Raw genomic sequence first — 26012 nt, forward strand, 5'->3', positions numbered from 1 at the left:
CGCACACCGGCTGGTGTTGCGAATACCCGCGTCCCGTCCGTCACGCCGCATCCGCATCTGGCTGGCGATCAGGTTGGGCTGCTTCGACCGCATCCAGTGCCTCTGCGGCCGAACCTGCGGCAACGAGGCCGGGATAAGCCGACAAATCAACGCCAAAGCGGCGGGCACTGTAAAGCTGCGGCACCAGGCAGCAGTCCGCCAGAGTGGGCGTATCGCCAAAGCAGTACCGGCCGCCATGCTGTGCCGTCAGGGCCTCCAGCGGAGCGAAGCCTTCGTGAATCCAACGGGCGATCCAGCTCTTCACTTGTTCGTCGCTGGCATGAAAATCGCTGCGCAGGGCCTGCAGCACCCGCAGGTTGTTGAGCGGGTGGATATCGCACATGATCAACGCCGCCATCGCCCGGACCATTGCGGCGTCATCCGGGTCCTCGGGCACCAGCCGGGGTGCGGGCCAGCGGGCATCGATCCACTCGATGATGGCGGGGCTTTCGAGGTAGACCTTGTCGCCATCCGCCAGGGCCGGAACCAGCCCATGCGGAGCCAGCGCAAGATAGTCTTGCGAGCGCTGAGCTCCGACCCGCAAGTCATGCGTCACTTGCGTGTAGCGAAGGCCCTTGAGGTTCAGGGCGATGCGGACCCGATAGGCTGCGGATGACCGCCAGTAGCCATGCAGGACAAGCTCGCTCATCGTGCGGGCAGCACCTGCGCGCGGCATTCGCCCAGGCCGATAGAAACCGCCCCCGGCGCGGTGGCGCGCGCTTGCAGAATGATCTCGTCGCCGTCCTCCACGAAGGAGCGGGTCTCGCCATTGGGCAGGGTAATCGGTTCCTTGCCGCCCGTGGTCAGCTCCAGCAAGCTGCCGAAACCCTCGCGCGTCGGCGCGGAGATTGTGCCGGTTCCCAGCAAATCGCCCGCCGTCAGGTTGCAGCCGTTCGAGGCGTGGTGGGTGACGATCTGGTTCACCGTCCAGTACATGTTGGTGGCAGGTCCGGTGCTGAGGCGGAAGGGAGCTTCACCCGCGTCTCGCATACGTTGCGTCAACAAATGCGCTTCCAAAGTTATCGAAAGCGCGCCGTGCGCCTGATCGTCCTCACTGCTCAGATAGGGCAGGGGAGCGGGATCGCCTTCCGGCCTCGGTGGCTGCGCGGTGCGGAAGGGGGCCATGGCGTGGCTGGTGATCACCCAGGGGGAAATCGTGGACTGGAAGTTCTTCGCCAGAAACGGACCCAGGGGTTGGTACTCCCAAGCCTGAAAGTCACGCGCCGACCAATCGTTGAGGAGGCAGAAACCGGCGATATGTTGCGCAGCGTCGGCGATGGCGACAGGATCGCCCAAGGCGTTGCCGTTGCCGATCCAAACGCCCAGCTCCAGTTCGTAGTCGAGGCGGGCGGTCGGGCCAAACAGCGGGGTGTCAGCCTCCGGCGGTTTGCGCTGGCCCACCGGGCGGCGGACAGGCACGCCCGATGGCCGAATCGAAGATGCGCGGCCATGGTAGCCGATCGGCACGTACTTGTAGTTTGGCAGCAGCGGATTGTCGGGCCGGAACTGTTTGCCGACATTGTTAGCGTGATGGATGCCGACGTAGAAGTCGGTGTAATCGCCGATGCGCGCGGGCAAGTGCAGGGTGCAGTCGCCGGCATTATGCAGCAAAGGCTCCACAGCGGCACGGTGCGCCTCGTCCGACAGAATGGCGCTGAGATGGTAGCGCAAGGCGCGCTGTTCCGCCTGCGGGAGGGCCAGCAGGGCGTTTAGCGTGATGTCATTAGCCACCGCAGCAGCGGCTACCTCCAACGTGCCGGTCTGGGCCAGGGCGCGAAGGTCAAGGATCATGTCGCCGATGGCAACGCCGATGCGAGGCGCGCCGCCCTTAGCGGAGAAAACGCCGAAGGGCAGGTTCTGGATCGGAAAGTCGTGATGCCCATTCGCGCTGGCGACCCAACTGGATCGAGCCGGATCATGCGTTTCGTCGGTCGTCCACCAAGTCATGCGGCATCCTCTCCGGTGGGCAGTCGTGCCTTGGCGAACTCTTGCCAGCAGGCGTCGTAGTCATCTTGCAGCAGCGGCGTTTCCATCGCCCAGCGCGTGGGCGCGATAAGGTAACGGCTCTCGAACATGAAGGCCATGGTGTCTTCGATCTTGTGCGGCGCCAGCGTGGCGGACGTGGCTGCGGCATGGCTGGCGACATCGGGGCCGTGCGCCGACATGCAGTTGTGCAGGCTTGCCCCGCCGGGCGCGAACCCGCCGGCCTTGGCATCGTAGGTGCCCTCGATCAGGCCCATGAATTCGCTCATCACATTGCGATGGAACCAGGGCGGACGGAAGGTATCCTCCGCCACCATCCAGCGCGGCGGAAAGATCACGAAATCGATGTTGGCGGTGCCCGGCGTATCGCTAGGGCTGGTGAGGACGGTGAATATCGACGGATCGGGATGGTCGAAGCTGACCGTGTTGATCGCGTTGAAGTGCCGCAGATCATAGCGATAGGGCGCGACGTTGCCGTGCCAGGCCACCACATCGAACGGACTGTGAGCGATGGTGCTGGCCCACAGTGATCCGCCAAACTTCTGAACCAGTTGATGCGGCTCTTCGATATCCTGATACGACGCGGCCGGCGCTTCGAAGTCACGCGGGTTGGCCAGTCCGTTCGATCCGATCGGGCCGAGGTCGGGCAGGCGGAACAGCGCGCCATGGTTTTCGCACACGTAGCCGCGCGCTTCGCCGTCCGGCAGGGAAACGCTGAAGCGAACGCCGCGCGGGATCAGCGCCAGGTGCAAAGGCGGCACCTCCAGCACGCCCATCTCGGTGGTGATCCGCAAGCGGCCCTGCTGCGGCACGATCAGCATCTCGCCGTCGGCCGAGAAGAACGCACGCCTCTCCATCGAGCGGTTGGCCGCGTAAAGATAGATCGTGCAGCCTGTGCCCGCCGCGCTATCGCCGTTGGCGGCATAGGCGGTGAGGCCGTCCATGAAATCCACAGGATCGGTGGGCAGCGTCAGCGGGTTCCAACGCAGGCGATTGGGGGAGGGGGCAAGGCTGTGAGCTTGATCCGTCGCCAGCAGGGGGTTGCCCGCGTAAGGCGCATACGGGCGATGCTCCGCGCTCGGTCGCATCCGGTAAAGCCAGCTACGGTGGTTCTGCGCCCGCGGCGCGGTGAACGCGGTCGCGGAAAGCTGCTCGGCATAGAGGCCGTAAGGCACCTGCTGGGGCGAGTTACGCCCCACCGGCAACGCACCGGGCACCGCCTCGGTAGCGTGATGGTTGCCAAAGCCGCAGAGCATCGCCGTACTCATGCGTCGACGGAGATCACGCCGCGCCGGATCTGGTCCAGCTCGATGCTTTCGAAAAGGGCCTGGAAGTTGCCGTTGCCGAACCCCTCGTTCCCCTTGCGCTGGATGATCTCGAAAAAGATCGGTCCGAACAGCGGCTCGGTGAAGATCTGCAGCAGAATGCCTTCTTCGTTCTCCACGCTGCCATCGATCAGGATACGATTGTGACGCAGACGTTCAAGATCCTCGCCATGGCCGGGCACGCGCTTGTCCACCAGTTCGTAATACGTCTCGATCGTATCCTGCAGCCGCACACCCCGCGCGCGCAGCTTTTCCACCGTGGCGTAGATGTCGCTCGTCGTCAGGGCGAGGTGCTGGATGCCCTCACCGTTGTATTCGCGGATAAATTCCTCGATCTGGCTCTTGTCGTCCTGGCTCTCGTTCAGCGGGATGCGGATGGCGCGATCGGGCGCGATCATCGCCTGGCTGAACAGGCCGGTCGCCTGGCCCTTGATGTCGAAGTACTTCTGCTCCTCGAAATTGAAGAGCGTGCGGTAGAATTCGCTCCATACCCGCATCTGGCCGCGCCGCACGTTGTGGGTCAGGTGGTCAAGCAGATCGAGGCCGACGCTGTTTTCGGCTTCCGTTTCGCGCCATCCCGGGAACTCGGCCCAATCGGCATAGAGGTCGACACCGTCCTGGATGAAATAGAGGTACGAGCCGCCTATCCCCTGGATCACGGTATCATCCTCGTCGGTGCGCCGCGCGCCGTGGTCCAGCGCCCAGGCCATCGCCGCCGCGGGATCTTCCACGCGAAATGCCATCGCGCTGGCCGAGGGGCCATGCTCGCCCCGGAACGCAGCCACGCGGCCAGCATCGTCACGGTTCAGCATCAGGTTGATGCGGCCCTGCTTGTAGCGCGTGATGTTCTTGTGCGGGTGACGATGCGTGGGCACGAAGCCCAACTGCTGGAAGTGAGCGGCCATCGCCTGCGGATCAGGCGAGGTGAACTCGACGAACTCGAAGCCGTTAAGGCCCAGCGGATTGGTCTGGTCGGACATGGGCGGTTCCTCTCAATATTCTAGATAAGGCGTGGCTGGCGCGATTAAAGCGAGCGGCGCATCTCAGGCCCGCGCCTTGGCGTTCGCGTAGGCCTGTGTGCCTTGGGTGAAGACCGCATCCTGCGGCAGGACGGTGGTGATCGCGTGGTCGGGCGCGCCTTCCAACTCGTGGTAGAGCGGCGCGAAGTCGGTCTCGACCGTCTGCTTCAGCAGGTCCTCGAAGCTGTCGATGACGAAGTAGGTCTGTTGATAATCATCGATCCGATAGGGCGTGCGCATCAGGCGCTTCAAGTCGAAGCCCAGCCGGTTGGGCGAAGGATCGTTCAGCGCAAAGATGGATTCCCCATGCGAGGAAACGATGCCTGCGCCATAGAGCTTGAGGCGATCGCCCTGGCGGATCAGGCCGAACTCCACGGTGTACCAGTAAAGCCGGGCCAAGCGATTGATCGCCCCCAGGCCGTCGGCGCGCAGGCCACCTTCGCCGTAAGCCTGCATGTAATCGGCGAACACGGGATTGGCGAGTAGCGGCACATGGCCGAACACGTCGTGAAAGATGTCCGGCTCTTCCAGATAATCCAGCTGCTCCGGCGTGCGGATGAAGCGACCCGCCACGAAACGCCGGTTCGCCAGGTGCTCGAAAAAGACCCGATCCGGCACCAGACCCGGCACCGCGACGACTTGCCAGCCGGTGGCTTTCATCAGCCGATCTGACAGTTCGGCAAAATCCGGGATCCCCGGCTTGGACATGCGCAGCACATCGAGGCCATTGATGAACTCATCCACCGCCCGCCCTGGCAGCATCTTAGATTGCCGCTCGAACAAGTGATCCCACATCGCGTGTTCGGCTGCGGTATAGGCCTGCCAGTCCTGCGGCACCGTCCAATCGGCAGCTGCGCCTTCGGGGGGAGATGATGCGATATGCGACATACCACGTTGTCGCACGAAATGGCTGAAATGAAATTTCTAAGTCAGCCATAAAGCGGCCTTCTCCGATGAAATATCATCAGATATAACGCGTATATGAAAGACGGAAATCAATTCGATCTGATTGATCGCAGAATACTCACGCTCCTGCAACACGACGCCTCGATCAGTCACGTCGAACTGGCGCAGCAGGTGGGGGCGTCCACCGCGTCATGCTGGCGGCGTATCAGGGCGCTGGAGGAAGCGGGCGTGCTCAGCCGGCCGGTACGCCTGGTCGACCCGGAAAAGGTCGGGCGCGGTGTCAATGTGATTTGCCACATCCGGATGCGATCGCACGCGCAGGACGCGCGCAAGGCGTTCGAGGGCTTCGTGGCCGAGCGGCCGGAAGTGGTGGAGAGCTTCTCGATGTCAGGCGAATGGGACTACCTGCTTCGCATCGTCGTCGCCGACGTGGCGGGCTACAACATGTTCCTGATGCAGACCATGCTGGGCCATCCTTCCGTTGCCGGAGCGGCTTCTCATTTTGCCTTGTCGATGACGAAGTACACCACCGCGATCCCGATCGCCGACAGGGGCTGAGGCCCAGTGTTTGTTGCTGGCGCCACATTGTTCCCGCCAGGCCGAAATTGCCGTTTCTCTACGTGGATGGGATGTCACTCGAAGTAAGCATATAACAATTAAGCAAATTTCCCGGGGTATCGCTCGCGATTCCCATCGCCACGTAGCCTTAAAATATTTTATGATGTTGCTGGCTCGAAACAGCCGCACCGGGTGTTCAATCGCGGATATCTCGGAGCGTTTCGATGGCAACGGTTGCACTGACGGATTTCAAACCCGCCACGGGTGATGACACCAAGCGCGCCAAAAACGCCCTGCAGGCGCTCAACTTCTTCATGGCTGATATGCAGGCCGGCATCGGGCCATTCCTGGGCGTGTTCCTGCAACAGCGCGGCTGGACCTCGGGACCGATCGGGACGGTGATGACCGTGGGCGGCGTCGCCGGCATGCTGATGACCGTTCCGGCAGGAGCTTTCATCGATCATACCGAAAAGAAGCGTCTCGTCGTCATCGTCACCGGCATTTGCACGGTGATGGCGTCTTTCCTCATTCTTCTGTCGCAATCGGGACTGGTGGTGACCTTCAGCCAGGTGGCCACCGCGATCGCGGGGGCGGCGATCGGGCCAGCCGTCGCGGGCATGACCTTGGGCGTGGTGCGGCAAAAGGGTTTCAATGCCCAAAATGGCCGCAATCAGGCCTGGAACCACGCCGGCAACGTGGTGGGCGCGGGTCTATCCGGTTGGCTTGGTTGGAAATACGGCATGCCGGCGATCTTCTATCTGGCCGCCGTGTTCGGCGCTTTGGCGATCATCACCGTGCTCATGATTCCTGAGAAAGCGATCGACCATCGAGCAGCGCGGGGTCTGGAACGGGGTGAGGACGCCGCTGATGAGCCCGAGGAAGGCGGCAAGGCCGAAGGGTTTCGCACGTTGTTGCAAAACAAGCCGATGCTGGTGCTGGCGGCGGCGCTCGCCTGCTTCCACTTGGGCAATGGCGCGATGTTGCCGCTTTACACCCTGGCAGTCGTGGGGGCGGGCAAAGGCAACCCCGCGCTGTTTACGGCCACCGTTGTCGTGGTGGCGCAAGCGGTGATGATCGTCGCCTCGCTGCTGGCGATGAAGATGTCAGCGGGAAAGGGGTACTGGTTGGTGCTGTTGATATCGTTTGCCGCGCTACCGCTTCGTGGGCTGCTGGCGGGTACCTTCATCGAGCATTGGGGCGTTTGGCCCGTCCAGGCGCTGGACGGCATCGGAGCGGGCCTTCAAAGCGTGGCTGTGCCGGGCCTAGTGGCTTGTCTGCTCAGCGGCACCGGGCGCGTCAACGTGGGCCAAGGCGCGGTGATGACCATTCAGGGCGTCGGCGCATCGCTCAGCCCGGCGATCGGTGGCTGGCTGGCCGAGGTGCTGGGGTATCATGTGGCCTTCTACGTGCTGGGCAGCTTTGCCCTGATCAGCCTGGCGCTGTGGATCGGCTTTGGTGCCATGCTGCGGCCCGCTTGCTCGGGAACGCGTGAGACAAGCCGCCGTCAGCCAGCATAATCGCTACACTGCGCTTACAGCGGCCAGGTCCAGAGGATCAGCGGCGTCCCCACTGCCAGCACCAGCAGCGATAACGGCGCGCCCAATCGGGCATAGTCACTGAACTTGTAGCCACCAGGGCCGAATACCAGCGTGTTGCACTGATGGCCGATCGGGGTGAGGAAGTCGCATCCCGCACCGATCGCTGTCGCGATCAGGAAAGCCTCCGGGCGATAGCCCAGGTCGCTGGCGAAGACCGCGGCGATGGGGGCCATAACCAGTACGGTCGCCGCATTGTTCAGGAATGGCGTGACGGCCATCGCCGCTGCCAGGATGAGCATAACGGCGCCCCACGGCGGCAAAGTGGCGGCCAGATGCGATAGCTGCGTAGCGATGACATCGGACGCGCCGGTGCTCTGCAACGTGGCGCTGACGGGGATCAGCGCGCCGAGCATGATCAGGATCGGCCACTCGATGGCTTCGTAAGCATCGCGCACCGGCAGCGCTCCAGTCACCAGTATCAGGCCTGCGGCGGCGAAGAACGCTATGGCGACGGGCACAAGACCGGTCGCCGTCGCCGTCATGGCGGCCGCCAGGATGATCACGGCCAGCCAACCGCGCCGCGCTGTGCCCAGGCGAATCTGACGCTCCGCGATCGGCAGCACGCCCAGTTCGCGCAATCGCTCGGGCATCATATCAAGCGCGCCTTGCAGCACGATCACATCGCCGGCCCGCAGGATGCTTTGTCCCGGCTCTTTAGCGAGCTTTTCACCTTCGCGCGAAATGGCGATCAGCCGCAGCCGCAATCGGTCCTGCAACCGCATCCGCGCGGCGGATCGATCGACCAGTGCCGACCCGGCCATGATCACGCCCTCCACCACGCCAGTATCGTCGTCCTGCTGCTCCTTGTCCTGGCCGGTCAGGATCAGCCCGTCGCGTGCGATGACGCGCTCCAGCGCATCGGGCTCACCGGTAAGGACGAGGACGTCGCCCGCTTCCACCACCATCTCGGAATGAGCTTCCTTGCTGTGGCCGCCGCGCTGGATCGCGGTAACGTCGACATCGTGGTCATGGCGGGCGACGAAATCAGCCAGGGTCTCCCCGATGCTCTGGTTGATAGGTGGGACTCGCGCCGCCGTTTCGTAGGAGGAAAGGTTCAGCGCCTGTCCCATGGAGACCGTGCCCTGCCGGTCGGATGGCAGGAGGCGATAGCCCAGGCGCAGGAATAAGAGGCCCACGATCAGCAGACCCAGTCCGGTCGGCAGATAGTCAAACATGCCGAACGGCTGTCCTGTCATCTCCTCTCGCACGCGACTCACGATGATGTTGGGCGATGTGCCGACAAGCGTCATCAAGCCACCCAAAAGAGAGGCGAACGACATCGGCATCAGGAAAACCGAGGGATTGGTGTCGCTCTTACGGGCGAACTGCGTGGCTGCCGGCATCAACATGGCCAGCGCGCCGACGTTTTTGACCAGACCAGAAGCCAGCCCGACGCAGGAAGTCAGCAGCAGCAGTTGTGAACCGACCCGCCTGATCCGCTGGGACAGATAAGCGACCGCGTCTTCGATCAAACCGGAACGCTGCACTGCGGCTGAGATGACCAGCGCCGAGCCGACGATGATCACGATGTCATCCGAAAAGCCGGTGAAGGCCTGATCCGGCTTCACCAGGCCAAGCGCTATGGCGCACAGCAACGCAATTATCGCGGTCACGTCGTAACGAAAGCGTTCCCACAGGAACAAGGCCATCATGCCAAAAAGGACGGCTACGGACAGCCACTGTTCAACGGTCATCGCACCTCGCGAAAGGAAGCTTAGGGTGTGGCAACCCACCGGCTCGAAGCAAGTGCCAGAGCAGGCCGTCTTTTTTCGCGGCGCGCCAAGCCATCAATGGAGAATTGGGGCGTCTACCCTCACGCTGCCCGTCAGATTCAGCGCTTTTAGAAAGCGGATATCGTGACTTGCGACGAGCAGCGCCCCGTCGAACGATCGCAACGCCTGTTCCAGGGTCTCGATCGATTCGATATCCAGATGGTTGGTTGGTTCATCGAGGATGATCATCCAGGGTGATGCGGGTTCGGACAAGGCGGCGGCAAGGCCCGCACGCAACAACTCTCCGCCAGAGAAGGTGCCGACGATGCGCTCCGCCTCGCGATTGCGGAAGGCGAAGCGCGCGCAGGCGGCGCGAACCGCCTCTTCGTCCAGCGTCGGATGCAGTCTTTTCAGGTTGCCGACCAGCGTGTCATGCCGATCCAGCGCACCAACATGCTGGTCGAGCATGACGATCCGTTCCCGCCGACTTCGAACGAGGCCGCTCGATGGCAAGATTTGGCCGGCGATCAGCCGCAGCAAAGTGGATTTGCCGGCGCCGTTAGGCCCGGTGACGGCCAAGCGCTGTGGTCCTTGCACGGCCAGTGTCCAAGGACCCAATGTGCGATCGCCCAGTTGCACGGTCGCTTGTTCTAGGGTGACGATCTCGGACGAGGCGGGCAATCCGCTTGCTGGTAGGTCTATCGTCAGCGGCGTCAGGATTTCGACCCGCGTATGCGCCTCATCCCGGTCTCGGGTTGCCTCGTCGATCTGCGCCTTGGCCAGACGCCGGGCCTGACCGCCGCTGTTCTCCGCGCGCTGCGCTTGTGCACCCAGCAGGATTTTGGGTTCGGAGCCTTTCGCGGCGAACGCGCGCCCCGCCTTGTCCCGGCGTTGCTTGGCTTCGCGCGCCGTTTGCGCCGAAGCGCGCGCAGCCTTTAGCGCCGCTTCACCACGTGTCAGTTCATCCTGCGCAGCCGCGCGCTCAGCCTCGCGGATCGCGGCGAAAGCGGACCATCCTCCGCCGATGATGCGATTGCCGATCGTGCGCAGCTCGACAATGCGATCCATGCCTTCCAGAAGTTCCCGGTCGTGGCTGGCCACCACCACGCCGCCACGCCACTCCGCGATGAGCCGAGCGATTGCTTCGCGTCCCGTGAGGTCGAGGTTGTTGGTCGGCTCGTCCAGCAGCAGCAGATCGGGCGGCGCGATCAGCAGGCGGGCCATGCCGATCCGCGTCTGCTCGCCGCCCGAAAGCGTACCCATCAGCCGCTGCAAATCGATGCCGCCCAGTGCGACTTGATGGAGGGCGCTATCGATGGCGGCAGGCAGGGCCCAGTCGGCCGCGTCGAAATCGGCTGCATCGCCGTGCCCCGCCTCAATCCGCGAAAGGGTCGCGAGAGGTTGGGCGACGCCGATCGCGTCGGCCACCGTTTGATCCGGGTGCCAGGCTTGGGCCAGCATTCCGATAGTGCCTGTGCAAAGCACGGTGCCGGCCAGCGGCGTCGCTTCGCCCGTGATGGTGCGCAGCAGGGTGGACTTGCCCGAGCCGTTGCGTCCCACCAAGCCAACGCGTTCAGCGCCGACGGACAGCGTCAGGTCATGGAAAAGCGGCCGCCCGTCAGGCGTGGCAGCGCAAAGATTCGAAAGCGTGAGGAAGCTGGACATGGTTACCGTAGACAACAGGGAAGGCAGGGCGGTTTGCGCTGATCTTCAACTGGTACACGGTGCAGGCATCCTTGATTGCGAACGCACCCTTAGCGCCGGACCGCACAAATTTCCAGCTTTGTCACTTGGCGTCCGCCGCCTTGGGCGCACCATCGGGCAGGGCACCTGTTGCGCGCCGCCGCGTTCTTGGGGGCTATCCTCTGATCCCTCCCATCGCTGAAAGTCGAACATGCCCAGATACCTGGTCGCGCAAAGTGAATTGCCGGAGGAGCGTGCAAACCGGCGAGAACGGGCGGGGAAGAGCGCGGGAGAAACCTACAAGGCCACGTTATTACAGTTGAGCCCTAGAGCGGACGTCACGATTGTCTCTCCGGCGGACGAGGATGCGCCTGCTTACAGTCAGGAAGAATTGGCCGCTTTCGACGCCGTGTTTCTTACCGGGTCACCCATGCACGTCTATCGCGAAACCAGCGAGGTTGCGCGGCAACTGATGTTCATGCGCGCGGTTTTTGCTTCTGGCACGCCATCGTTCGGTTCATGCGCGGGGCTGCAAGTGGCGGTAGCGGCTGCGGGCGGATCGGTGCGAAAGATGCCGCAACGCATCGAAGCCGGGTTGGCCCGGCGCATCTCCGCTACCCCGGCTGGAAAGGATCATCCTTTGCTGACCGGCAGGCCAGGTTCCTGGGATGCGCTGGCGATCCATGGCGATGAAGTGGAGGCGCTGCCGCCCGGTGGCGTCCTGCTAGCCTCGAACGAAGCCACCCAAGTCCAGGCGGCGGAGATACGCCATGATCGCGGGGTGTTCTGGGGCGTGCAATATCATCCGGAACTGGCGCTGGGCGAAGTGGCGGTATCGCTGCAAGGCCAGGCCGAGGACCTGATCGAAGCAGGTCTGGCTCATAGCGAAGAGGATGTGGACGCCATGTCCCGCCGGTTCACCGCACTGCATCGCAATCCGGAAGATCGCGCGCTGAGATGGCAACTCGGCGTTGATGCGGAAACCGCCGAGGAGGACCGGCGGCGCCGTGAGATCATCAACTTCATAAACCACGCGCCCGCCCTTCGTAACGGCGGCTGACCGGTCGTTCACCAACCAGGAGTGTACTGGCGCACCGGCCACACCGATTGCGGTCTTGGCAAAATCGGCATAGCGCTATGCCGCGATGGATGGTCCGACCAAGCTGCAGCGTAAACCTCTGACATCCCCGCGCCGGGGCCGGCCATTGAAATCGGAAGCGGAAGAGCGCCAGAACCGCCTGCTGGATTATGCGCTGCTGCGGTTTCAGGAGGAAGGCTATCGCAATGTCTCGGTTGATGACCTTGCCTCCGGATTTGGTGTCAGCAAGTCCACCATCTACCTGCGATACGGTAGCAAGGCTGGCTTGATGAGGGCGGCGATGCTGCGGGCCACGCCGCTTGCCACCGTCCCGATGAGCAAGATCGATATAGACCCCGCGCGGTGCCCGGTTGATGTGTTGCGCGATTTTGCTCGGGTCTTCAGTCGTTACGTCAACGATCCGCCGATCAGGGCCTTGTGGCAGGCGGTGACGGAGGCCCGCGGGGAAATCGCATCATGGGAAACGATCGTGGCGGAGGAAACCGAAAAGATCATCCTGCCGGTCGCGCTTTATCTGAAGTATCTGCGTGTAGCGGGACTGGCCGATATCGATGACGAGCACCAGGTCGCCAGCTATTTTTTTGACCTGACCGGCAGCGGCTTTGGCCGGTTTCTGGGCCCCCCGCTCGATAAGGAACAGCAAAGTGCGTCCAACGAAGCGGCCATCGCGTTTTTTGGTCGCGGCATCGGCCTCAAGATCTGACGGGGAGAGTTGGCGGCCGTTGGCGGCAGATCGGAGCATAGGCTCGATCTGCGGACTTGCACAATCGAAACTCTGGTTCGATTATGGCAGGCGAATCAAGACGCATGGAGGGATGTTTGGGCCGTCTGCAAGGTAAGCGCGCGATCGTGATGGGCGCAACGCGTGAAGGCAACATGGGTCAGGCAATTGCCAAGCGCTTCGTCGATGAGGGCGCAACGGTTGTCGTTTCCGGTCGCGGTGCGGGCGGGCTTGAGGACTTCGCTCGCAAATACGGCTCTATCGCGGTGCCCGCAGACATCTCTTCCAAGGAGTCCGTGTTTTCGCTGTTCGAACAGGCAGAGAAGGCCATGGGCGGCGTCGATATCGCGGTGAACGCAGCAGCGACTGGCCAGTACGGGCCTTTCGAAGATACGCCGGAATCCGAGCTGGACGAGATGTTGAACATCATCTTCAAAGGTGGCTTCTTCTTCATGCAAGCTGCGGTCGGCGCGATGAAGCGCGCCGGTGGCGGCGCGATCGCCGTCGTCACTTCGCAAGTCGCCACGATGATGTTCGAAAATCACGCACCGTATATGGGCGCGAAGGCTGGTATCGAACACGTTACACGCACGGTCGCCAATGAATTTGGCCAGTTCGGCATCCGCGCCAATGTCATTGCCCCGGGCATGACCGTGACGCCGATGACGGCAGGAATGCTGGCGCCTGGCATGGTGGAGGCTTTCGCCAGCGAAACGCCGCTGGGCCGGATCAACACCGTGGAAGACATCGCGGCGGCCACCCTGTTCGCCGTCTCTGACGAATGCTTCATGACCGGTCAGACCTTCCACACGACCGGCGGCATAACCCTGCGGCGTCTACCTATGGCGTCGGAGATCGGCGCGGCGATCGAGAGTGCGACAAAAAAGCAGGCTGGATAATCGCGCTGCTTTCGCGCTCAGCAGAAGTTTAACGAAGAGTTTGCCCACAACGTTCTGACTACAAGAGGCGACCCTTGGAACTTGCTGAAAAGCTGGATGCGGTGGAGGAAATAAAGAAGCTGAAGGCTCGATATTTTCGCTTCGTCGATACGAAGCAATTCGATGCCTTCCGCGACCTGTTTCTGCCCGAAGCGCGTTTTGACGGAGAGGGCACCGGCATGGGCCCGATCGCCGATCGGGATGCATTCATCGCGCAAAGCATCGCCGGTTTGACGGGGTGCGTCAGCGTTCACCACGGCCATTGCCCGGAAGTCGAACTGGATAGCGAGACAACGGCGACGGGCATTTGGGCGATGGAGGATATGCTCCAGTGGGAGGCGGGCCCTGTTCGCTCGCTGCACGGCATGGGGCATTATCATGAGACTTACGAAAAGCGGGACGGCCGCTGGTACATCGCATCCTGGCAACTGAAGCGCCTTAGGGTCGACATGGTGCCCGCGTGACCGAGGCGGTCCGCTTCGATGGGCGTGTGGCGATCGTCACCGGTGCCGGGAACGGCCTGGGCCGGGATTATGCGCTCAACTTGGCGGCGCGTGGTGCGAAGGTCGTAGTGAACGATCTGGGCACGGACACCCGCGGCAACCTGCTGCCATTGGGGGAGAGCGGTGCGGACAAAGTGGTTGCGCAAATCCGCGCGGCAGGGGGTGTGGCGGTCACCTGTCATGAAAGCTGCGCTACGCGATCGGGCGGTAACGCGATCGCACAGGTGGCGCTCGACAGCTTTGGCCGTATCGACATATTCATCCATAACGCCGGCTTCCTGCGGAACGGGCCGTTCGAGACGCTGACGGACGAGCATATCCGGGCGATCGTGGATGTTCACCTGATGGCGGGCTTCTACGTCGGCCAGCCCGCGTTCGCCGCGATGAAGCGGCAGGGCTATGGACGGATCCTGCTGACAAGCTCGGCGTCCGCGCTTTTCGGCATGCCATGGCAGAGCAATTATGCTGCGGCGAAGATAGGGCTGGCGGGGCTGGTCAACGTGCTGGCGCTGGAAGGCGCGCAGCATGGCATTACGGCTAACGGGCTTCTTCCAGCCGGTTCGGGACGGCTTGGCCAGGATACCGATCTGGACTGGCCAGCCGGAGCGTTCGACAAGCTGCCGGCCGGAATGGACCGGATCGCACCGGCCATGCACAACGATTATGTGACACCGATGGCGCTGTGGCTTGTCAGCGAACAGTGCCAGGCCACGCATTCGCTGTACAGCGCAACGGCTGGGCGCTTCGCCAAGGTCTTTATCGGTGCCGCCAAGGGCTGGCTGGCCGATGCCCAGCAGCCGCCCAGTGCCGAGGATATCGGCGTTCATTTCACCACGATCGAGGACATCTCGCAGTTCGACACCCCCCTTAGCGTCGTAGAAGAATTCGGCCCGATCGCGGCCGCCCGCTTGGCACAAGAGGGTGCACAATCACGATAGACCGCGCAGGCCGCGATACGACGGCAGCCGGTAAAATATTTGGAGAGGATGGTACTATGCCAAAGCTTGGTCTTGAATTTCTGGGGGCCTTTGGCCTCTCGCCGGTGGAACTGGTCGGTATCGCGGCCGATCTGGATTGTCAGTTCATCTCAACGATCATGGAGCCGATGGACTACAATCCGGAGGGGCATGCTCGATGGTCTCTGCGTCAGGACCCGAAATTGGTCCAGGAATTGAGGGCGGCAGCGCGGGATACCGGGGTCGAGATCGGCCTGGGCGATGGTTTCGCCTTGCTGGCCAATCTGGACGTGCGCGAGGCTTACGCCCGTGATCTGGACATTCATGTCGAAATAGGAACCCGCCGGATCAACACGATCAGCTTCGATCCCGACGTGGAGCGAACCATGGATCAGTTTTGCCAGATCACGGAAATGGCAACGGCAAGAGGAATCGAAATCACGACAGAGTTCTGCCCGATTGCCACGATCGCGACCTTGGATATGGCGAAACGCACGGTCGATAAGGCCGGGCCGCCAGCCACGATTCTTCTGGACACTATGCACTTTCACCGCTCCGGCGCCACGACAGACGAGTTGCGCGCGATGGATAAGAAGCTGATCGGCCATATCCAGCTTTGCGATGTTCCGCAGACGCCGCTGTTCGATGATTACATGGAGGAGGCGTTGTACGAGCGTGGCATTCCGGGGGACGGCGTGGCTCCGCTCTCCGAAATCCTGGCGGCGCTGCCCCAGGTCGAATACATCGGCCTCGAAATGCCGCTGCGCTCGCTGATGGAGCAGGGGGTGGGCGTCAAAGACCGCATGGCGCGTTGCGTGGCGGGCGCGCGGAAGGTGATGGCAGGGGCCGCTGCGCTAGAGCAGGCATAAGGTTAAAGATCGCCCAGGGCCGGATCTTCCACATCGTTGCGGCCCTCTGCGACGAACTGTTCCAGCAGCCATGAGGCAGCCGGGCCGGGCGGCGTGTCGCGCCGCCAGATGCCGCCGAAGCGATAGGTGCCGCCCGTATGGTCCGGCATCGCCAGCCGGACCAGCGCACCCGATTGCAGGTCTCCCTGGATCATCGGGCCGGGCATGTTACCCCACCCGATCCCTTCGCGAAGCAGCGCGTGCTTGGCGCTGAGATCGGCCAGTCGCCAGGTCTTGTGGCTGACCACCGAGAAATCGCGCCCTTCAGTGAAGCGGGAGCGATCGGTCAGCACCAACTGGGTGTAGCCCCGGCCAGCGCCCGGCGGGATCGTTGCCATGCGGCCTAGCGGATGATCCGGAGCGGCGACGGGCACCATCGTAATCAGCCCGGCGGCAATGCATTCCAAGCCTTCGACCCCGGCGGCAAGCGGTCCCGAGATGCCGACCACCGCCGTGCCGTCCAGCACCATCGCGGCGATCGCACCCAGCGCCTCCACATGAAGGCGTAGCGACACGGTGGGGAATTCGCGCGCGAAGGCTCTCAACACGCGCCCGACACGTTCTGACGGCACCATGACGTCGATCGCCAGGTCGACCTCCGCCTCCAAACCTTGCAGCAGCCCGCGGACTTTGGCGCGCAGGCCATCGATCCCTTCGCTGACCGCGCGAGACTCCGCCAGAACCGCGCGGCCGGCCACCGTCAGCTTGGGCTTGCGGGTTCCTTCCCGATCGAACAGCGTCACGCCCAGCTGCGCTTCCAGATTGGCGATGCCGTAGCTGATCACCGACACCGCCCGGTTCAACTTGCGCCCCGCTCCGGCGAAACTGCCTTCGTCCACGATCGCCAGAAAGATGCGGAGTTGATCGAAGGTGGGATTTCCGGGGTTGCTCACTATTCAACTCTCTCTAACAAACCGATGCAATTTATCCCTCTGTCTGGAAGAGTGCGCAAGGCCCATATGGGTTGGGCAAGCCGGCGCCATTCGTCGGCGCCGGAGAACTTCCATGATCGACCTTCGTCCTTTCGATACGCTGGGCGGCGCCAATCACGGCTGGCTCGATGCCAAGCATCACTTCTCGTTCGCCAGCTACTACGATCCTGCGCGCCAGCAGTGGGGCAATCTACGCGTCTGGAATGACGACGCCATTGCACCCAAGACCGGTTTCCCGCCCCATCCGCATCGCGACATGGAGATCATCACTTACGTGCGCGAAGGTGCGATCACGCATCAGGACAACCTGGGCAATCGTGGCCGAACCGAGGCGGGGGATGTGCAGGTGATGAGCGCGGGCACGGGCATCCAGCACTCCGAATACAATATGGAGGATGTGACCACGCGGATCTTCCAGATCTGGATCATGCCGACCCGCGCCGGTGAAGCGCCGCAATGGGGTGCCAAGCCCTTCCCCAAGGGTGAGCGGTCCGGCCAGTTCGTGACGCTGGCGAGCGGCTATGAAAACGACAATGATGCCTTGCCGATCCGCACCGATGCACGCGTGGTGGGTGCCACCATCAAGGCGGGTGAGACGGTGGAGTATCCACTTGGCGCGGATCGCAAAGCCTACCTCGTCCCCGCGACGGGGGCGGTGGAGATCGATGGCGTGCGGGTGAATACCCGCGACGGCGCGGCGATCAGCGACCTGGAAGTGTTGCGCGTCACCGCGATTGAGGACTCCGAAATCGTCCTGGTCGACGCCGCCTGATCATCATGGGCTGCGGGATGCCTTCGGGCGTTCCGCAGCTTTTTTCTGGCGGCGCTGTCAGCGTGAGCCGCGTTTGCGCTTCTTTCCCAGCACTTTCGTCGTCAACGTCGTCGCCACGCCGGTGAAGAGCAGCACACCCACGCCGAAGGCCAGGATGTGCCACTCATTGATTTTCAGGCCGGGGCCCATCGTGCGCGCGGCGATGATGCCGGGGAGGAACATCAACGGCACCCACAACACTGCCGACACGATGTTGGCGATCTGGAACGGCCGCTTCGCCATTTCCACAACCCCCGCCACCAGCGGCACGGTGGCGCGGATCGGACCGAGAAACCGGCCCATCAGGACGGCCTTGAAGCCATGGCGGCGGAAGAACAGCCGGGTGCGCGCCACCATCGGACGATGGTTCTTCAGCGGCCAGCGATAATAGATGCGCGGGCCGATCCGCCGGCCCATCCAGTATGAAACCCAATCGCCCACGATTGCCCCGGCGATGGCCCATAGGATGATCGGTGCGGGATCGAGCACGCCCGCGCCGATCAGGCCGCCGATCGCCAGCATGACCGTAGTGGCCGGAATGAATAGACCGATCACCGCCATCGATTCGCCAAAGGACAGCGCCCCGATGATCGGCCCGGCCCAGAAGCCGTGCGCGGCGATGGTTGTCGTCAGCCCGGAGGTCAGATCGCCCATGCGGCGCCTTGCTCGGCATGCGCGGGCAGGCGGTTGGGCCTTGCAAAATGCGGATCGGGAACGGCGGTCAGGTGCACGGCAGGCCTATAGGCGGGAAGGGGATCGTTTGAATAGCGCTGGATCGTAACCACGCCGTAAAGCAATGTTTCCTTACCGATGCGCCGGTCAAGCCGGACCGGGCGAGCGGTGCGGCGATTGCGGGGAGATCAGGCGGGCTGCGCGGTGACGGGAGTGGCGGCGGGCATCTCGCCTTCGGGCTTGGCGTCTGCCGAAACGCGGCCAGTACGCTCCAGCTTTCCCCAGCCCACGATCCATCCGCCCACGGCAGCGGCGATGGCGCGAAGCACCACCCAGTACATGATCTGGCGATAGACCAGCCGCTGCGCGATCAGCAGGTGCGCGGGATAGCGTACGCCGCGATCGTCCAGGCGATAGGCGATCCAGCCGCACAGCACATCGATGGTCACAAAGGCTATCCAGTAGGTCCCCATCAGACCCACGTCACCGCGTGTTTGCACCCAGCCGTGCGCCTGGATGCGCAAGGAGGTGCTGATGATCGAAAGCAGCAGGGTCAGGTCGATCAGCGGCGAGATCGCGGCGAAACCGATCTGGAACAGCCAGGCCTGGGGCAGCCCGATCATGCCCAGGCCCCAAGGCTTTCGGCGGCGCAGCGCGGCGCGGTGCTTCCACAGGCATTGGAGCGTGCCGAACGCCCAGCGGAACCGCTGCTTGGCCAGCGCGGCAAAGCTTTCGGGCGCTTCGGTCCAGGCGACGGCGCGCGGGTCGAACGTGACGCGCCAGCCCGCACGCTGGATGGCGATGGTCAGGTCCTGATCCTCGGCCAGGGTATCCTCGGGATAGCCGCCCACGGCATCGAGCGCCGCGCGCCGCCATGCGCCCACAGCGCCCGGCACCACCGTCATCGCATCAAACCCGGCAAGCGCGCGCCGTTCGAGATTTTGCGCGGTGATGTATTCCACGGCCTGCCAGCGTGTCACCAGATTGACTCGATTGCCGACGCGCGCATCGCCGGCGACCGCGCCCAACCGGGGATCGGCAAACCAGCGGACCAGGCGGCGGATCGTCTCCGTCTCGAACTGGGTATCGGCATCAAGGGCGATGATCACCTCGCCCGTGGCATCCTGAAGCGCGCGATTGAGCGCGGCAGCCTTGCCACCATTAACCAACGTCAGCAGCGTGACGCGCGGATTTTCTCCAAAGGCCGCCCGCACGACATTGCTGGTGTCATCCTTGGAGCCGTCATCGACAACGATCACCTGCAAGTCAGGATAATCGCTGGCGAGCACGCGGCTGACCGAGGAGACGATTACCCGCTCCTCATTGTAGGCGGGGATGATCACCGACACGCTGGGCTCGTGGACGGGTGGCTCGCCGCGCTTGCGGCGGCTTTGCAGCCACGCCAGCCCGGTCATGATCACGGCGCGGGCGATCCCCAGCGAAATTGCGAGGTAGAACAGCCAGGCCAGCATCGCACCCACCGTCATCATCACGACGAAGGCCATTACGTCTATGCGCACGGCGGCCAGATCGGTGCGAGAGATCGCGGGCATCGCCTGCGCGGGTGATATGCCGGCAAGCTGGGACGCAGTGGTGAACTGATAGCCTTGCGCCTTCAGCGCCGCGATGATGCGCGGCAGGGCGGCCACCGTCTGCGAACGATCGCCGCCGCCATCGTGTAGCAGGATGACGTTCATCGTGTTTTCGGCCGTGGCGGAATGCACTTGGTCCAGCACCTGCTGGACGATGGCATCCGTGCCCGGCCGCTGCCAGTCGTTGGGATCGACGTGCAGCCCCACGATCGTATATCCGGCCTTCTGGGCCTCCAGCGCTGGCCCCAGTTCATCAGGAGTGGAAGGCTCCGCGTCGCCGAAGTAGGGCGCGCGAAACAAGGTCATGCTCCGCCCGGTATAGGCTTCCACCAGTCGCTGCGTGGTATTCAATTGGAGGCTCGTTTCGCGCGCGCCGGCATCGGCCAGGTTGGGGTGCGTGTAGGTGTGATTGCCCAGTTCATCGCCATCGGCGATGATGCGCTTGAGTAGGCCGGGGTTGTCCAGCGCATACTCGCCGATGACGAAAAACGTCGCTGGCACGTGCGCGGTTTCCAGTTCTGACAGGATCTGCGGCGTCCATTTGGGATCGGGCCCATCATCGAAGGTGAGCGCCAGCAGCTTGGGATTGCCGCCGCCCGCGCGATGAACGACGTAAGGCGTCGGCAGGCTTTGGAACTGTTCCTGCGTGATCAGGCCATTGGGCGCGAAGGTGGTGGTGCGATGCCCTTCGCGCGGGGTGGCGGTGATGCGAAGGATTTCTCCGGCGCCCTCCACGTCGGCGCTGCTGACAGACGTCGCTAGGGAGAGATCGGGGCGGGTGCCCTTGCGAAAGGCGTGCAGGTCTTTCCAAAAGCCGCTGTCCTCGGTGCCCAGCCGCCACATCGCTAGGTCCTGCAAGCCCATTTGCTTCAGGATCGTCATCTGGTTCCAGCTGGCCGCGGCATCCAGCATCCACACGGTGTGCTTCTCGCCATCCTCGTCATAGGCGAAGCCGGAATTGCCACTGGCGGGATCGAAGACGACCGGGGCGTTGCTGTCATGCGAGGCAAGCCAGGCGTCCTCGATCGCCAGGGCATCGGCTTGCTTGCCGTGCCAGTCATAGCCATAGCTGCCCAGCGCCACGATCAGCTTCGAGCGGCCGACGAGCCCGATGGCGCGCTGCACTTCCCGCGCGAACCAGTCCTGCGCCGCGATCGGACCTGCTTCGCCGCCGCTCCAGTGCTGATCATAAGCCATCAGGATGATCTTGTCGGAAGCCGCGGTGATCGCCCCGAGCGGCCAAGCCTCGTCCTCGGCCGGAACGGTAACGGCGATCAGCGAACCGCTGGGCAGCGCGGTGCGCAGCTGGCGGATGAAGGCGACGTAATCGGTCATGGCTGTTTCGGGCAAAGCCTCGAAGTCCAGCACCAGGCCCTTTTCATGCCGGTCGGCGACCATCTTGCCCAGTTGCCGGGCAACAGCGACACGCTGCTTGGGATCGTGAAATAGCGCGGCGGCGCCCTTGCCGTCCCATTCGTCGGGGAGCAAGTTCTGCACCATCGGCAGCACAGAGAAACGGTGCGATGTCCCGCTGACGAGGCGGTCGAACCGCGCGTCCTGCTCAATCTGCACCTGATGCTGCGGACCCGAGACGTTGACCATCGCCGGCACCACCCAGTCCAGATCCGCGCCATTACGTTGCAGCGAGAGGAAGCTGGCGTCGCTGCCGGGAAGGTAGAAGCCGATCGACAAGCCGGTCTGAGTAGAAGGGCCGCCGTGCAGCGCGGGCATCCACGCCTTCAGGCTATGGCCGGCCTTGGACTTGGCGAAACTGGAGGCATGCAGATGCGGTGTCGGCAGGTCCAGCTCCCGCTGGCGAGGCACCGCGACCAGCGTGGTAGCGAATGCGACCGCACCCAGCACCGCGACCAGCAGGGTGATCGAGAGCAACCTGCGCGACCAGCGCGTGCGGCGGCCGGTGGGATCATAGAAAACAGGCTTGCTCACGACCGTGCCGGACTCCGGATACTTGGGCTCAGGCTATCGTCTGTAGTGCGGCCCAGGTGGGTGCGATCTGTCCGGCGCCTTAACTTTGCGTCATGTCCGGTTGGCGCTCAGGGGCGCAGAGCAGGAACGTGCGGTTTGAGCGCCCCGAGCGCGGTCCGGATCAGCAGATCGCTATCATGGTTGAGGTAGTGGCCGCCGGGCAGGCCGATCACCTTCGCGGACGAGGTGATGAGCGGACACAAGCTGTCCTCCTCCTTCAGACCGTAGATGCAGATCACCGGGGGCCTATGCATCCGGGCCAGCGCGGCAGCGGGCTGGGCGTCGGGCTGGCCCAGGTAGGCAATCCCGCTCAGGTCCGCCCTGAAATAGACGTAGCGGCCCGGCACCATGAGGTCGACCACGCCGACATGGCGCATAAGATCCGGCGGCAAGCGGGGCGCGACGGTGGCGACGATATCGGCCCCATAGGACTGGCCCACCAGGATCAGGCGCTTCGCCCCGGTCAATTGCATCGCGCGCTTCATCGCGTATTCGACGGTCGCCTGCGCCTCAGCCAGAGAGCGATGATGCGCGAAGATGACCGGCGCGCTCACGCCCACCACGGTCACCCCACGGTCCTGCAAGGCGCGGGTGAAATAGCGGCTCATGCCGTATTCGAAGCCCATGTCGCCTGATACCATCACCGCCGCCACCGATTGCGCGGGCGAACGCGCGGGATAGATGCGGATCGGCACGCGCCCGAACAGATGCAGCGCCGTGGCGTTGGTGAAGAGCAACGCGGCGGTGATTAGCAGCAGGGCAACGGCGGCAACCACCTTGCGCCATCTGCGGCGCGCGCGCTTCTGCCGAAACGAACGAAGCATCGTCATCACGAAGCCTTCAGGGCGCGAGGCACGAACAGGGCGGGGGCGGGCGCGATCATCGCGGTGGCGGCCACCTGCGGCGCAGCAGCGGGGCCGGGACCTTGCTCCTTGGCACTGATCAGGCGCGACACATCGTGCAGCGCCTGCAACAGCCCCACGCCTTGCGGCCCGGCCGCATAGCGCGGCTCCCAGCGTGGGGAGAACTTCTCCTTGTAACTGCGCAGGCCGCGAAAGCCATAGAATGTCTCCCCCAAGCGGAAGATCAAGGCCGCCGCCTTGGCCCAGGCCGGGGCAAGCGCGCGCCCGTCAATGCCGGACAGCGGCACCATGCCCAGGATGAAGCGCTGGTAGCCTCGTTCCTTCGCCCAGAGCATCAGCCCGGCGAACAGGAAATCCATCGTGCCCGGGGGCGCTTCATCGCGATAGCGCATCAGGTCCACCGAGATCTCGGCCTTATTGCCCGCCAGCCACAAGTTGGCGAAAGCGACGATCCGATCCTCCACCATGACCAGCGCGACATCGAAATTGCTCAGGTACGCGCGGTCGAACCGACCCAGGCTGAACCCCTTCTCCTGATGGCCTTTCGCCGCCATCCATTCGTTCGAGACTTGCTCCAGTTCGTCCAGGATCACCGGAACCGCCGGGGCGGGTACGATGCGCAAGGTGGCGCCCGCCCGCTCCGCCACACGACGCGACTTGCGCACGCTGCGCAAGTCCGGTGTTTCCAGGGTGAAAGCGGGCAGGTCGACCACCGCTTCCTCGCCGAATTTCACTAGTTGCAGCCCAAGCCCGATCGCCAGATCCAGCGCGGCGGGCGAAACCTCGTACAGCAGGATGCGCCCCTGCTGGCGGTGGGAGAGCGCCCGCAGGCTCCACAGCAGTTCCGGCCAAGCCTCCCGCGCACCCACCGGATCGCCCATGACGATCCAGCTTGAGCCCTTCACCTGGTACATCAGGAAAGCGTCTCGCGCCTCGGAGATCAGGAAGCGCTTGTCCCCGGTAAGCGCCAGCATCGCTTCGGACCGGCCACTGGTGGCGACGATCTGGCGGATCAGCGGCCAGTCCTGATCATCCAAGCCCTGCAAACGACCAGTCGGGCTGGGCCGCATCAGCCGCCACACCGCAAATCCCGTCAGCACCACCGCGCTTGCCAGAGTGGCGCGCATGTAGCGCGGGGCATCGCCGTGCAGCGCGAAATTCCACCACAAGTCATCGCTGTAGGGGACATGGCGATAGGCAAACAGGCCGGACCAGGCAACGATCGCCGCCACCGAAGCCGTGGCCGTCAGCCAGCCCGCCGTCAGAGGCTGATCGATCAGAGCGGTGCGGCGATAGAACGCGTGCCGCGTCAGATGGAGCAAGGCGGCCAGGCCAAGGCAGGCGGTCGCCTCTTCATAATCGATACCCTTCGCCAGCGAAAATACCGCACCCGCCACCAGCAGCGCCCGCGTGGCCAGGCAGGCCCCGTCCAGCCGCCGATACAGCCCCGGAGCCAGCAGCAGCAGCGCCGTGCCGCACAAGCTGGCCGCGATGTGGCTGGCCTCGATGAAAGGCAGCGGCACGATGGCACCCAAAGCGCCCATGCGCGCATGGATCGCGGGCAGCGAGCCGGACAGCAGCAGCATCGCGCCACCCAGGAACGTCGCCAGGCTCAGCAGCGGTGGCGCTACGTTCACGGCGATGGCCTGGAGGCTCTCCAGCACGCGATTGGCGCGGGTGCTGCGCCGGGCCTCGTGCCACGCCAGCATCACCACGCCCAGTGCCAGCGGCAGGAGATAGTAGATCACGCGATAGGCGATCAGCGCGGCGAACAAGCTAGCCCGGTCGCTGGGGACCACCGCCAGAACGACGGATTCGAAGATGCCGACGCCGCCGGGCACATGGCTGACCAAAGCCGCCATTATCCCCAGCGCATAGGCCAGGACGAAAGCGGGCAGTTGTGACGGGTCGGCGGCAGGCAGCAGCACGAACAACGCCGCCGATGCGCAGGATATATCGATGACGGAGACGATGACCTGCGCCGCCATTTCACCGCGACGAGGCAGGGGAACCTTGAACCCGAAGATCGTGATGCGAGAGCAGGAGAGACTGCCGGCCACGATCATGGCGACCAGCATGGCCAGGATTGCCGCGCCGGTCATCCGGGCCGTGGCCTCACTGATGCTGAGCGTGGCCAGTTGCAGGGGTCCGTGATGAAGCAGCAGCGCTGCCGAAGCCACCGTAACTACGCCGACCCAGAACATCGCCGCGGCAATCCCGACCACGCGGGCGATATCCGGCGCCTCCAGTCCGGCGGCGGCATAGACGCGGTACCTGGCGGAGCCCCCCGTCAGCAACGCCAGTCCCAGGTTGTGGCTGAGCGTGTAGCTGCTGAACGACGCCAGCGCGGCCTTGCGCCAGGGCAGGGGGCGATCGATCACTCGCAGGGCCAGGACATCGTAGAAGGTCAGCGCCAGATAGCTCGCTGCCGTCAGCGCCAGGGACAGGGCGATCTGGACCAGGCTCAGATCATGAACGGCAGAGCGAACCTGGGAATAGCGCACTTGCTGGGTCAGCCGGTTCAGCGCCAGGAAGCCCAGCGCGATGACGATCAGCACCACGCCCGCCGCAATCGGTCGCCGGTATCGCTGGAGCAGGGGGCGCAGGGTCTTCATCACAATGCCGGGTATGAGGCCGCCCGCCTTGCCGTCCGATCACCGTAGCGTGAACAATCGGCAATCTTTCGATCGATCTACCAGCGCAGCGAATAGGTGATCACGAAGCAGGCGATGGTCAGCAGCACCATGGAGAGGATGAAGGTGGCATCGGCAATATGCTCCAGCCAGTGCAGCCGGCGGATCGAATGGACCCGCAGCGCGAAGTAGGAAGACAGCGTTGCCAGCAGGAATGTCACCGCGTCGATCGACAGGAGATCGTCCGCCCAGGTGCTGTCACCGTGGACCGAGTTGCCCACCCGCAGCACGCCGATGCCTGTCATGCAGACGCCCACCATGGCCGAAGCGATCGGGCAGATCAGGCGGCAGACGCTTTCGTCCAGCGCACGCCGGCGGGTTTCGTCGGGATCGCCGCTGCTGATCACGACTGCTTCTCCTGCTGCGTTCGCGGTGGGGCATAGCGCCGTTGGCCTGCGGGGCGGCTGACCGGCTCATGAGCAAAATTTAATGAAGCGGCATTGCGCCTGATCGCGCAATCGCGCCACTGTGGTGTTCGTACCTGCTCGACGATACCACCGCACCCGCCAAGAGCT

General features: G+C 63.8%; 22 protein-coding genes. 9 read left to right on the forward strand and 13 right to left on the reverse strand.

Annotated elements, in window-relative coordinates; all coding sequences use genetic code 11:
• Positions 1-40: 40 nt before the first annotated feature.
• The 5 genes from maiA to phhA form a co-directional block, all read right to left on the reverse strand.
• Positions 41-688 (reverse strand): maleylacetoacetate isomerase, encoded by a 648-nt coding sequence (gene maiA, locus GGR39_RS06550; RefSeq protein WP_183616363.1) that lies wholly within the window; start codon positions 686-688, stop codon positions 41-43.
• Positions 685-1986: a fumarylacetoacetase gene (fahA, locus tag GGR39_RS06555; protein WP_183616364.1), complete on the reverse strand. Its 1302-nt coding sequence runs from the start codon at positions 1984-1986 to the stop codon at positions 685-687. Before fahA ends, maiA begins: the two co-directional genes overlap by 4 nt.
• Entirely contained in the window at positions 1983-3290 is a 1308-nt protein-coding gene (gene hmgA, locus GGR39_RS06560; protein WP_183616365.1) for a homogentisate 1,2-dioxygenase, read from the reverse strand. The genes fahA and hmgA overlap by 4 nt, the downstream gene beginning before the upstream one ends.
• A complete protein-coding gene (gene hppD, locus GGR39_RS06565) occupies positions 3287-4327 on the reverse strand; it encodes a 4-hydroxyphenylpyruvate dioxygenase (RefSeq protein ID WP_183616366.1) in 1041 nt (346 codons plus the stop codon). The genes hmgA and hppD overlap by 4 nt, the downstream gene beginning before the upstream one ends.
• A gap of 63 nt (positions 4328-4390) precedes the next feature.
• Entirely contained in the window at positions 4391-5254 is an 864-nt protein-coding gene (phhA, locus tag GGR39_RS06570; protein WP_183616367.1) for a phenylalanine 4-monooxygenase, read from the reverse strand.
• Positions 5255-5347: 93 nt separating this feature from the next.
• On the opposite strand from phhA, the gene GGR39_RS06575 reads away from it, so the two are divergent.
• Positions 5348-5830, forward strand: coding sequence for an Lrp/AsnC family transcriptional regulator (locus tag GGR39_RS06575; RefSeq protein WP_183616368.1), 483 nt, complete (start codon positions 5348-5350; stop codon positions 5828-5830).
• 224 nt (positions 5831-6054) lie between these two features.
• Positions 6055-7347: an MFS transporter gene (locus tag GGR39_RS06580; protein WP_183616369.1), complete on the forward strand. Its 1293-nt coding sequence runs from the start codon at positions 6055-6057 to the stop codon at positions 7345-7347.
• Positions 7348-7361: 14 nt separating this feature from the next.
• On the opposite strand, the gene GGR39_RS06585 is transcribed toward GGR39_RS06580, so the two are convergent.
• Positions 7362-9122: an SLC13 family permease gene (locus tag GGR39_RS06585; protein WP_183616370.1), complete on the reverse strand. Its 1761-nt coding sequence runs from the start codon at positions 9120-9122 to the stop codon at positions 7362-7364.
• A 93-nt stretch (positions 9123-9215) separates the two neighbouring features.
• The gene (locus GGR39_RS06590) at positions 9216-10820 is read right to left on the reverse strand and encodes an ABC-F family ATP-binding cassette domain-containing protein (RefSeq protein ID WP_343055802.1); all 1605 of its coding nucleotides are present in this window, start codon (positions 10818-10820) and stop codon (positions 9216-9218) included.
• Between the two features lie 214 nt (positions 10821-11034).
• On the opposite strand from GGR39_RS06590, the gene GGR39_RS06595 reads away from it, so the two are divergent.
• The 6 genes from GGR39_RS06595 to GGR39_RS06620 all read left to right on the forward strand — a co-directional run bounded on the left by GGR39_RS06595 (position 11035) and on the right by GGR39_RS06620 (position 15909).
• Positions 11035-11883, forward strand: coding sequence for a type 1 glutamine amidotransferase (locus GGR39_RS06595; RefSeq protein WP_183616371.1), 849 nt, complete (start codon positions 11035-11037; stop codon positions 11881-11883).
• 145 nt (positions 11884-12028) lie between these two features.
• Positions 12029-12625 (forward strand): TetR/AcrR family transcriptional regulator, encoded by a 597-nt coding sequence (locus GGR39_RS06600; protein ID WP_221225977.1) that lies wholly within the window; start codon positions 12029-12031, stop codon positions 12623-12625.
• A gap of 116 nt (positions 12626-12741) precedes the next feature.
• Positions 12742-13542: an SDR family NAD(P)-dependent oxidoreductase gene (locus GGR39_RS06605; RefSeq protein WP_183616373.1), complete on the forward strand. Its 801-nt coding sequence runs from the start codon at positions 12742-12744 to the stop codon at positions 13540-13542.
• Positions 13543-13616: 74 nt separating this feature from the next.
• The gene (locus tag GGR39_RS06610) at positions 13617-14045 is read left to right on the forward strand and encodes a nuclear transport factor 2 family protein (RefSeq protein WP_183616374.1); all 429 of its coding nucleotides are present in this window, start codon (positions 13617-13619) and stop codon (positions 14043-14045) included.
• Entirely contained in the window at positions 14042-15022 is a 981-nt protein-coding gene (locus GGR39_RS06615) for an SDR family NAD(P)-dependent oxidoreductase (protein WP_183616375.1), read from the forward strand. The genes GGR39_RS06610 and GGR39_RS06615 overlap by 4 nt, the downstream gene beginning before the upstream one ends.
• Before the next feature lie 56 nt (positions 15023-15078).
• Positions 15079-15909, forward strand: a complete 831-nt coding sequence (locus GGR39_RS06620; protein WP_183616376.1) for a sugar phosphate isomerase/epimerase family protein — start codon at positions 15079-15081, stop codon at positions 15907-15909.
• Positions 15910-15911: 2 nt separating this feature from the next.
• On the opposite strand, the gene GGR39_RS06625 is transcribed toward GGR39_RS06620, so the two are convergent.
• Positions 15912-16841 (reverse strand): LysR substrate-binding domain-containing protein, encoded by a 930-nt coding sequence (locus GGR39_RS06625; RefSeq protein ID WP_183616377.1) that lies wholly within the window; start codon positions 16839-16841, stop codon positions 15912-15914.
• 112 nt (positions 16842-16953) lie between these two features.
• Here GGR39_RS06625 and GGR39_RS06630 point away from each other — a divergent pair, with 112 nt between their 5' ends.
• Entirely contained in the window at positions 16954-17652 is a 699-nt protein-coding gene (locus GGR39_RS06630; protein ID WP_058735790.1) for a pirin family protein, read from the forward strand.
• A gap of 57 nt (positions 17653-17709) precedes the next feature.
• Here GGR39_RS06630 and GGR39_RS06635 read toward each other — a convergent pair whose 3' ends face one another.
• The 5 genes from GGR39_RS06635 to GGR39_RS06655 all read right to left on the reverse strand — a co-directional run bounded on the left by GGR39_RS06635 (position 17710) and on the right by GGR39_RS06655 (position 25844).
• Positions 17710-18345: a DedA family protein gene (locus GGR39_RS06635; protein ID WP_183616378.1), complete on the reverse strand. Its 636-nt coding sequence runs from the start codon at positions 18343-18345 to the stop codon at positions 17710-17712.
• Between the two features lie 206 nt (positions 18346-18551).
• A complete protein-coding gene (locus GGR39_RS06640; protein WP_183616379.1) occupies positions 18552-21902 on the reverse strand; it encodes a glycosyltransferase in 3351 nt (1116 codons plus the stop codon).
• 107 nt (positions 21903-22009) lie between these two features.
• Entirely contained in the window at positions 22010-22771 is a 762-nt protein-coding gene (locus GGR39_RS06645; RefSeq protein ID WP_183616380.1) for an AcvB/VirJ family lysyl-phosphatidylglycerol hydrolase, read from the reverse strand.
• Positions 22771-25419 (reverse strand): bifunctional lysylphosphatidylglycerol flippase/synthetase MprF, encoded by a 2649-nt coding sequence (gene mprF / locus GGR39_RS06650; protein ID WP_183616381.1) that lies wholly within the window; start codon positions 25417-25419, stop codon positions 22771-22773. The genes GGR39_RS06645 and mprF overlap by 1 nt, the downstream gene beginning before the upstream one ends.
• Before the next feature lie 77 nt (positions 25420-25496).
• The gene (locus tag GGR39_RS06655) at positions 25497-25844 is read right to left on the reverse strand and encodes a hypothetical protein (protein WP_183616382.1); all 348 of its coding nucleotides are present in this window, start codon (positions 25842-25844) and stop codon (positions 25497-25499) included.
• Positions 25845-26012 lie beyond the last annotated feature (168 nt).

Source organism: Novosphingobium fluoreni, from assembly GCF_014196615.1.
GTDB classification, from domain to species: Bacteria; Pseudomonadota; Alphaproteobacteria; order Sphingomonadales; family Sphingomonadaceae; genus Novosphingobium; species Novosphingobium fluoreni.

Excerpts from the sequence above, each read along its gene's own strand:
- fahA (WP_183616364.1), bottom strand. The coding sequence starts at position 1,986 with ATGACTTGGTGGACGACCGACGAAACGCATGATCCGGCTCGATCCAGT.
- GGR39_RS06575 (WP_183616368.1), top strand. The coding sequence starts at position 5,348 with ATGAAAGACGGAAATCAATTCGATCTGATTGATCGCAGAATACTCACG.
- GGR39_RS06635 (WP_183616378.1), bottom strand. The coding sequence starts at position 18,345 with ATGGGCGATCTGACCTCCGGGCTGACGACAACCATCGCCGCGCACGGC.
- hppD (WP_183616366.1), bottom strand. The coding sequence starts at position 4,327 with ATGTCCGACCAGACCAATCCGCTGGGCCTTAACGGCTTCGAGTTCGTC.
- GGR39_RS06620 (WP_183616376.1), top strand. The coding sequence starts at position 15,079 with ATGCCAAAGCTTGGTCTTGAATTTCTGGGGGCCTTTGGCCTCTCGCCG.
- GGR39_RS06585 (WP_183616370.1), bottom strand. The coding sequence starts at position 9,122 with ATGACCGTTGAACAGTGGCTGTCCGTAGCCGTCCTTTTTGGCATGATG.
- GGR39_RS06645 (WP_183616380.1), bottom strand. The coding sequence starts at position 22,771 with ATGACGATGCTTCGTTCGTTTCGGCAGAAGCGCGCGCGCCGCAGATGG.
- maiA (WP_183616363.1), bottom strand. The coding sequence starts at position 688 with ATGAGCGAGCTTGTCCTGCATGGCTACTGGCGGTCATCCGCAGCCTAT.
- phhA (WP_183616367.1), bottom strand. The coding sequence starts at position 5,254 with ATGTCGCATATCGCATCATCTCCCCCCGAAGGCGCAGCTGCCGATTGG.
- hmgA (WP_183616365.1), bottom strand. The coding sequence starts at position 3,290 with ATGAGTACGGCGATGCTCTGCGGCTTTGGCAACCATCACGCTACCGAG.
- GGR39_RS06595 (WP_183616371.1), top strand. The coding sequence starts at position 11,035 with ATGCCCAGATACCTGGTCGCGCAAAGTGAATTGCCGGAGGAGCGTGCA.
- GGR39_RS06580 (WP_183616369.1), top strand. The coding sequence starts at position 6,055 with ATGGCAACGGTTGCACTGACGGATTTCAAACCCGCCACGGGTGATGAC.
- GGR39_RS06630 (WP_058735790.1), top strand. The coding sequence starts at position 16,954 with ATGATCGACCTTCGTCCTTTCGATACGCTGGGCGGCGCCAATCACGGC.
- mprF (WP_183616381.1), bottom strand. The coding sequence starts at position 25,419 with ATGAAGACCCTGCGCCCCCTGCTCCAGCGATACCGGCGACCGATTGCG.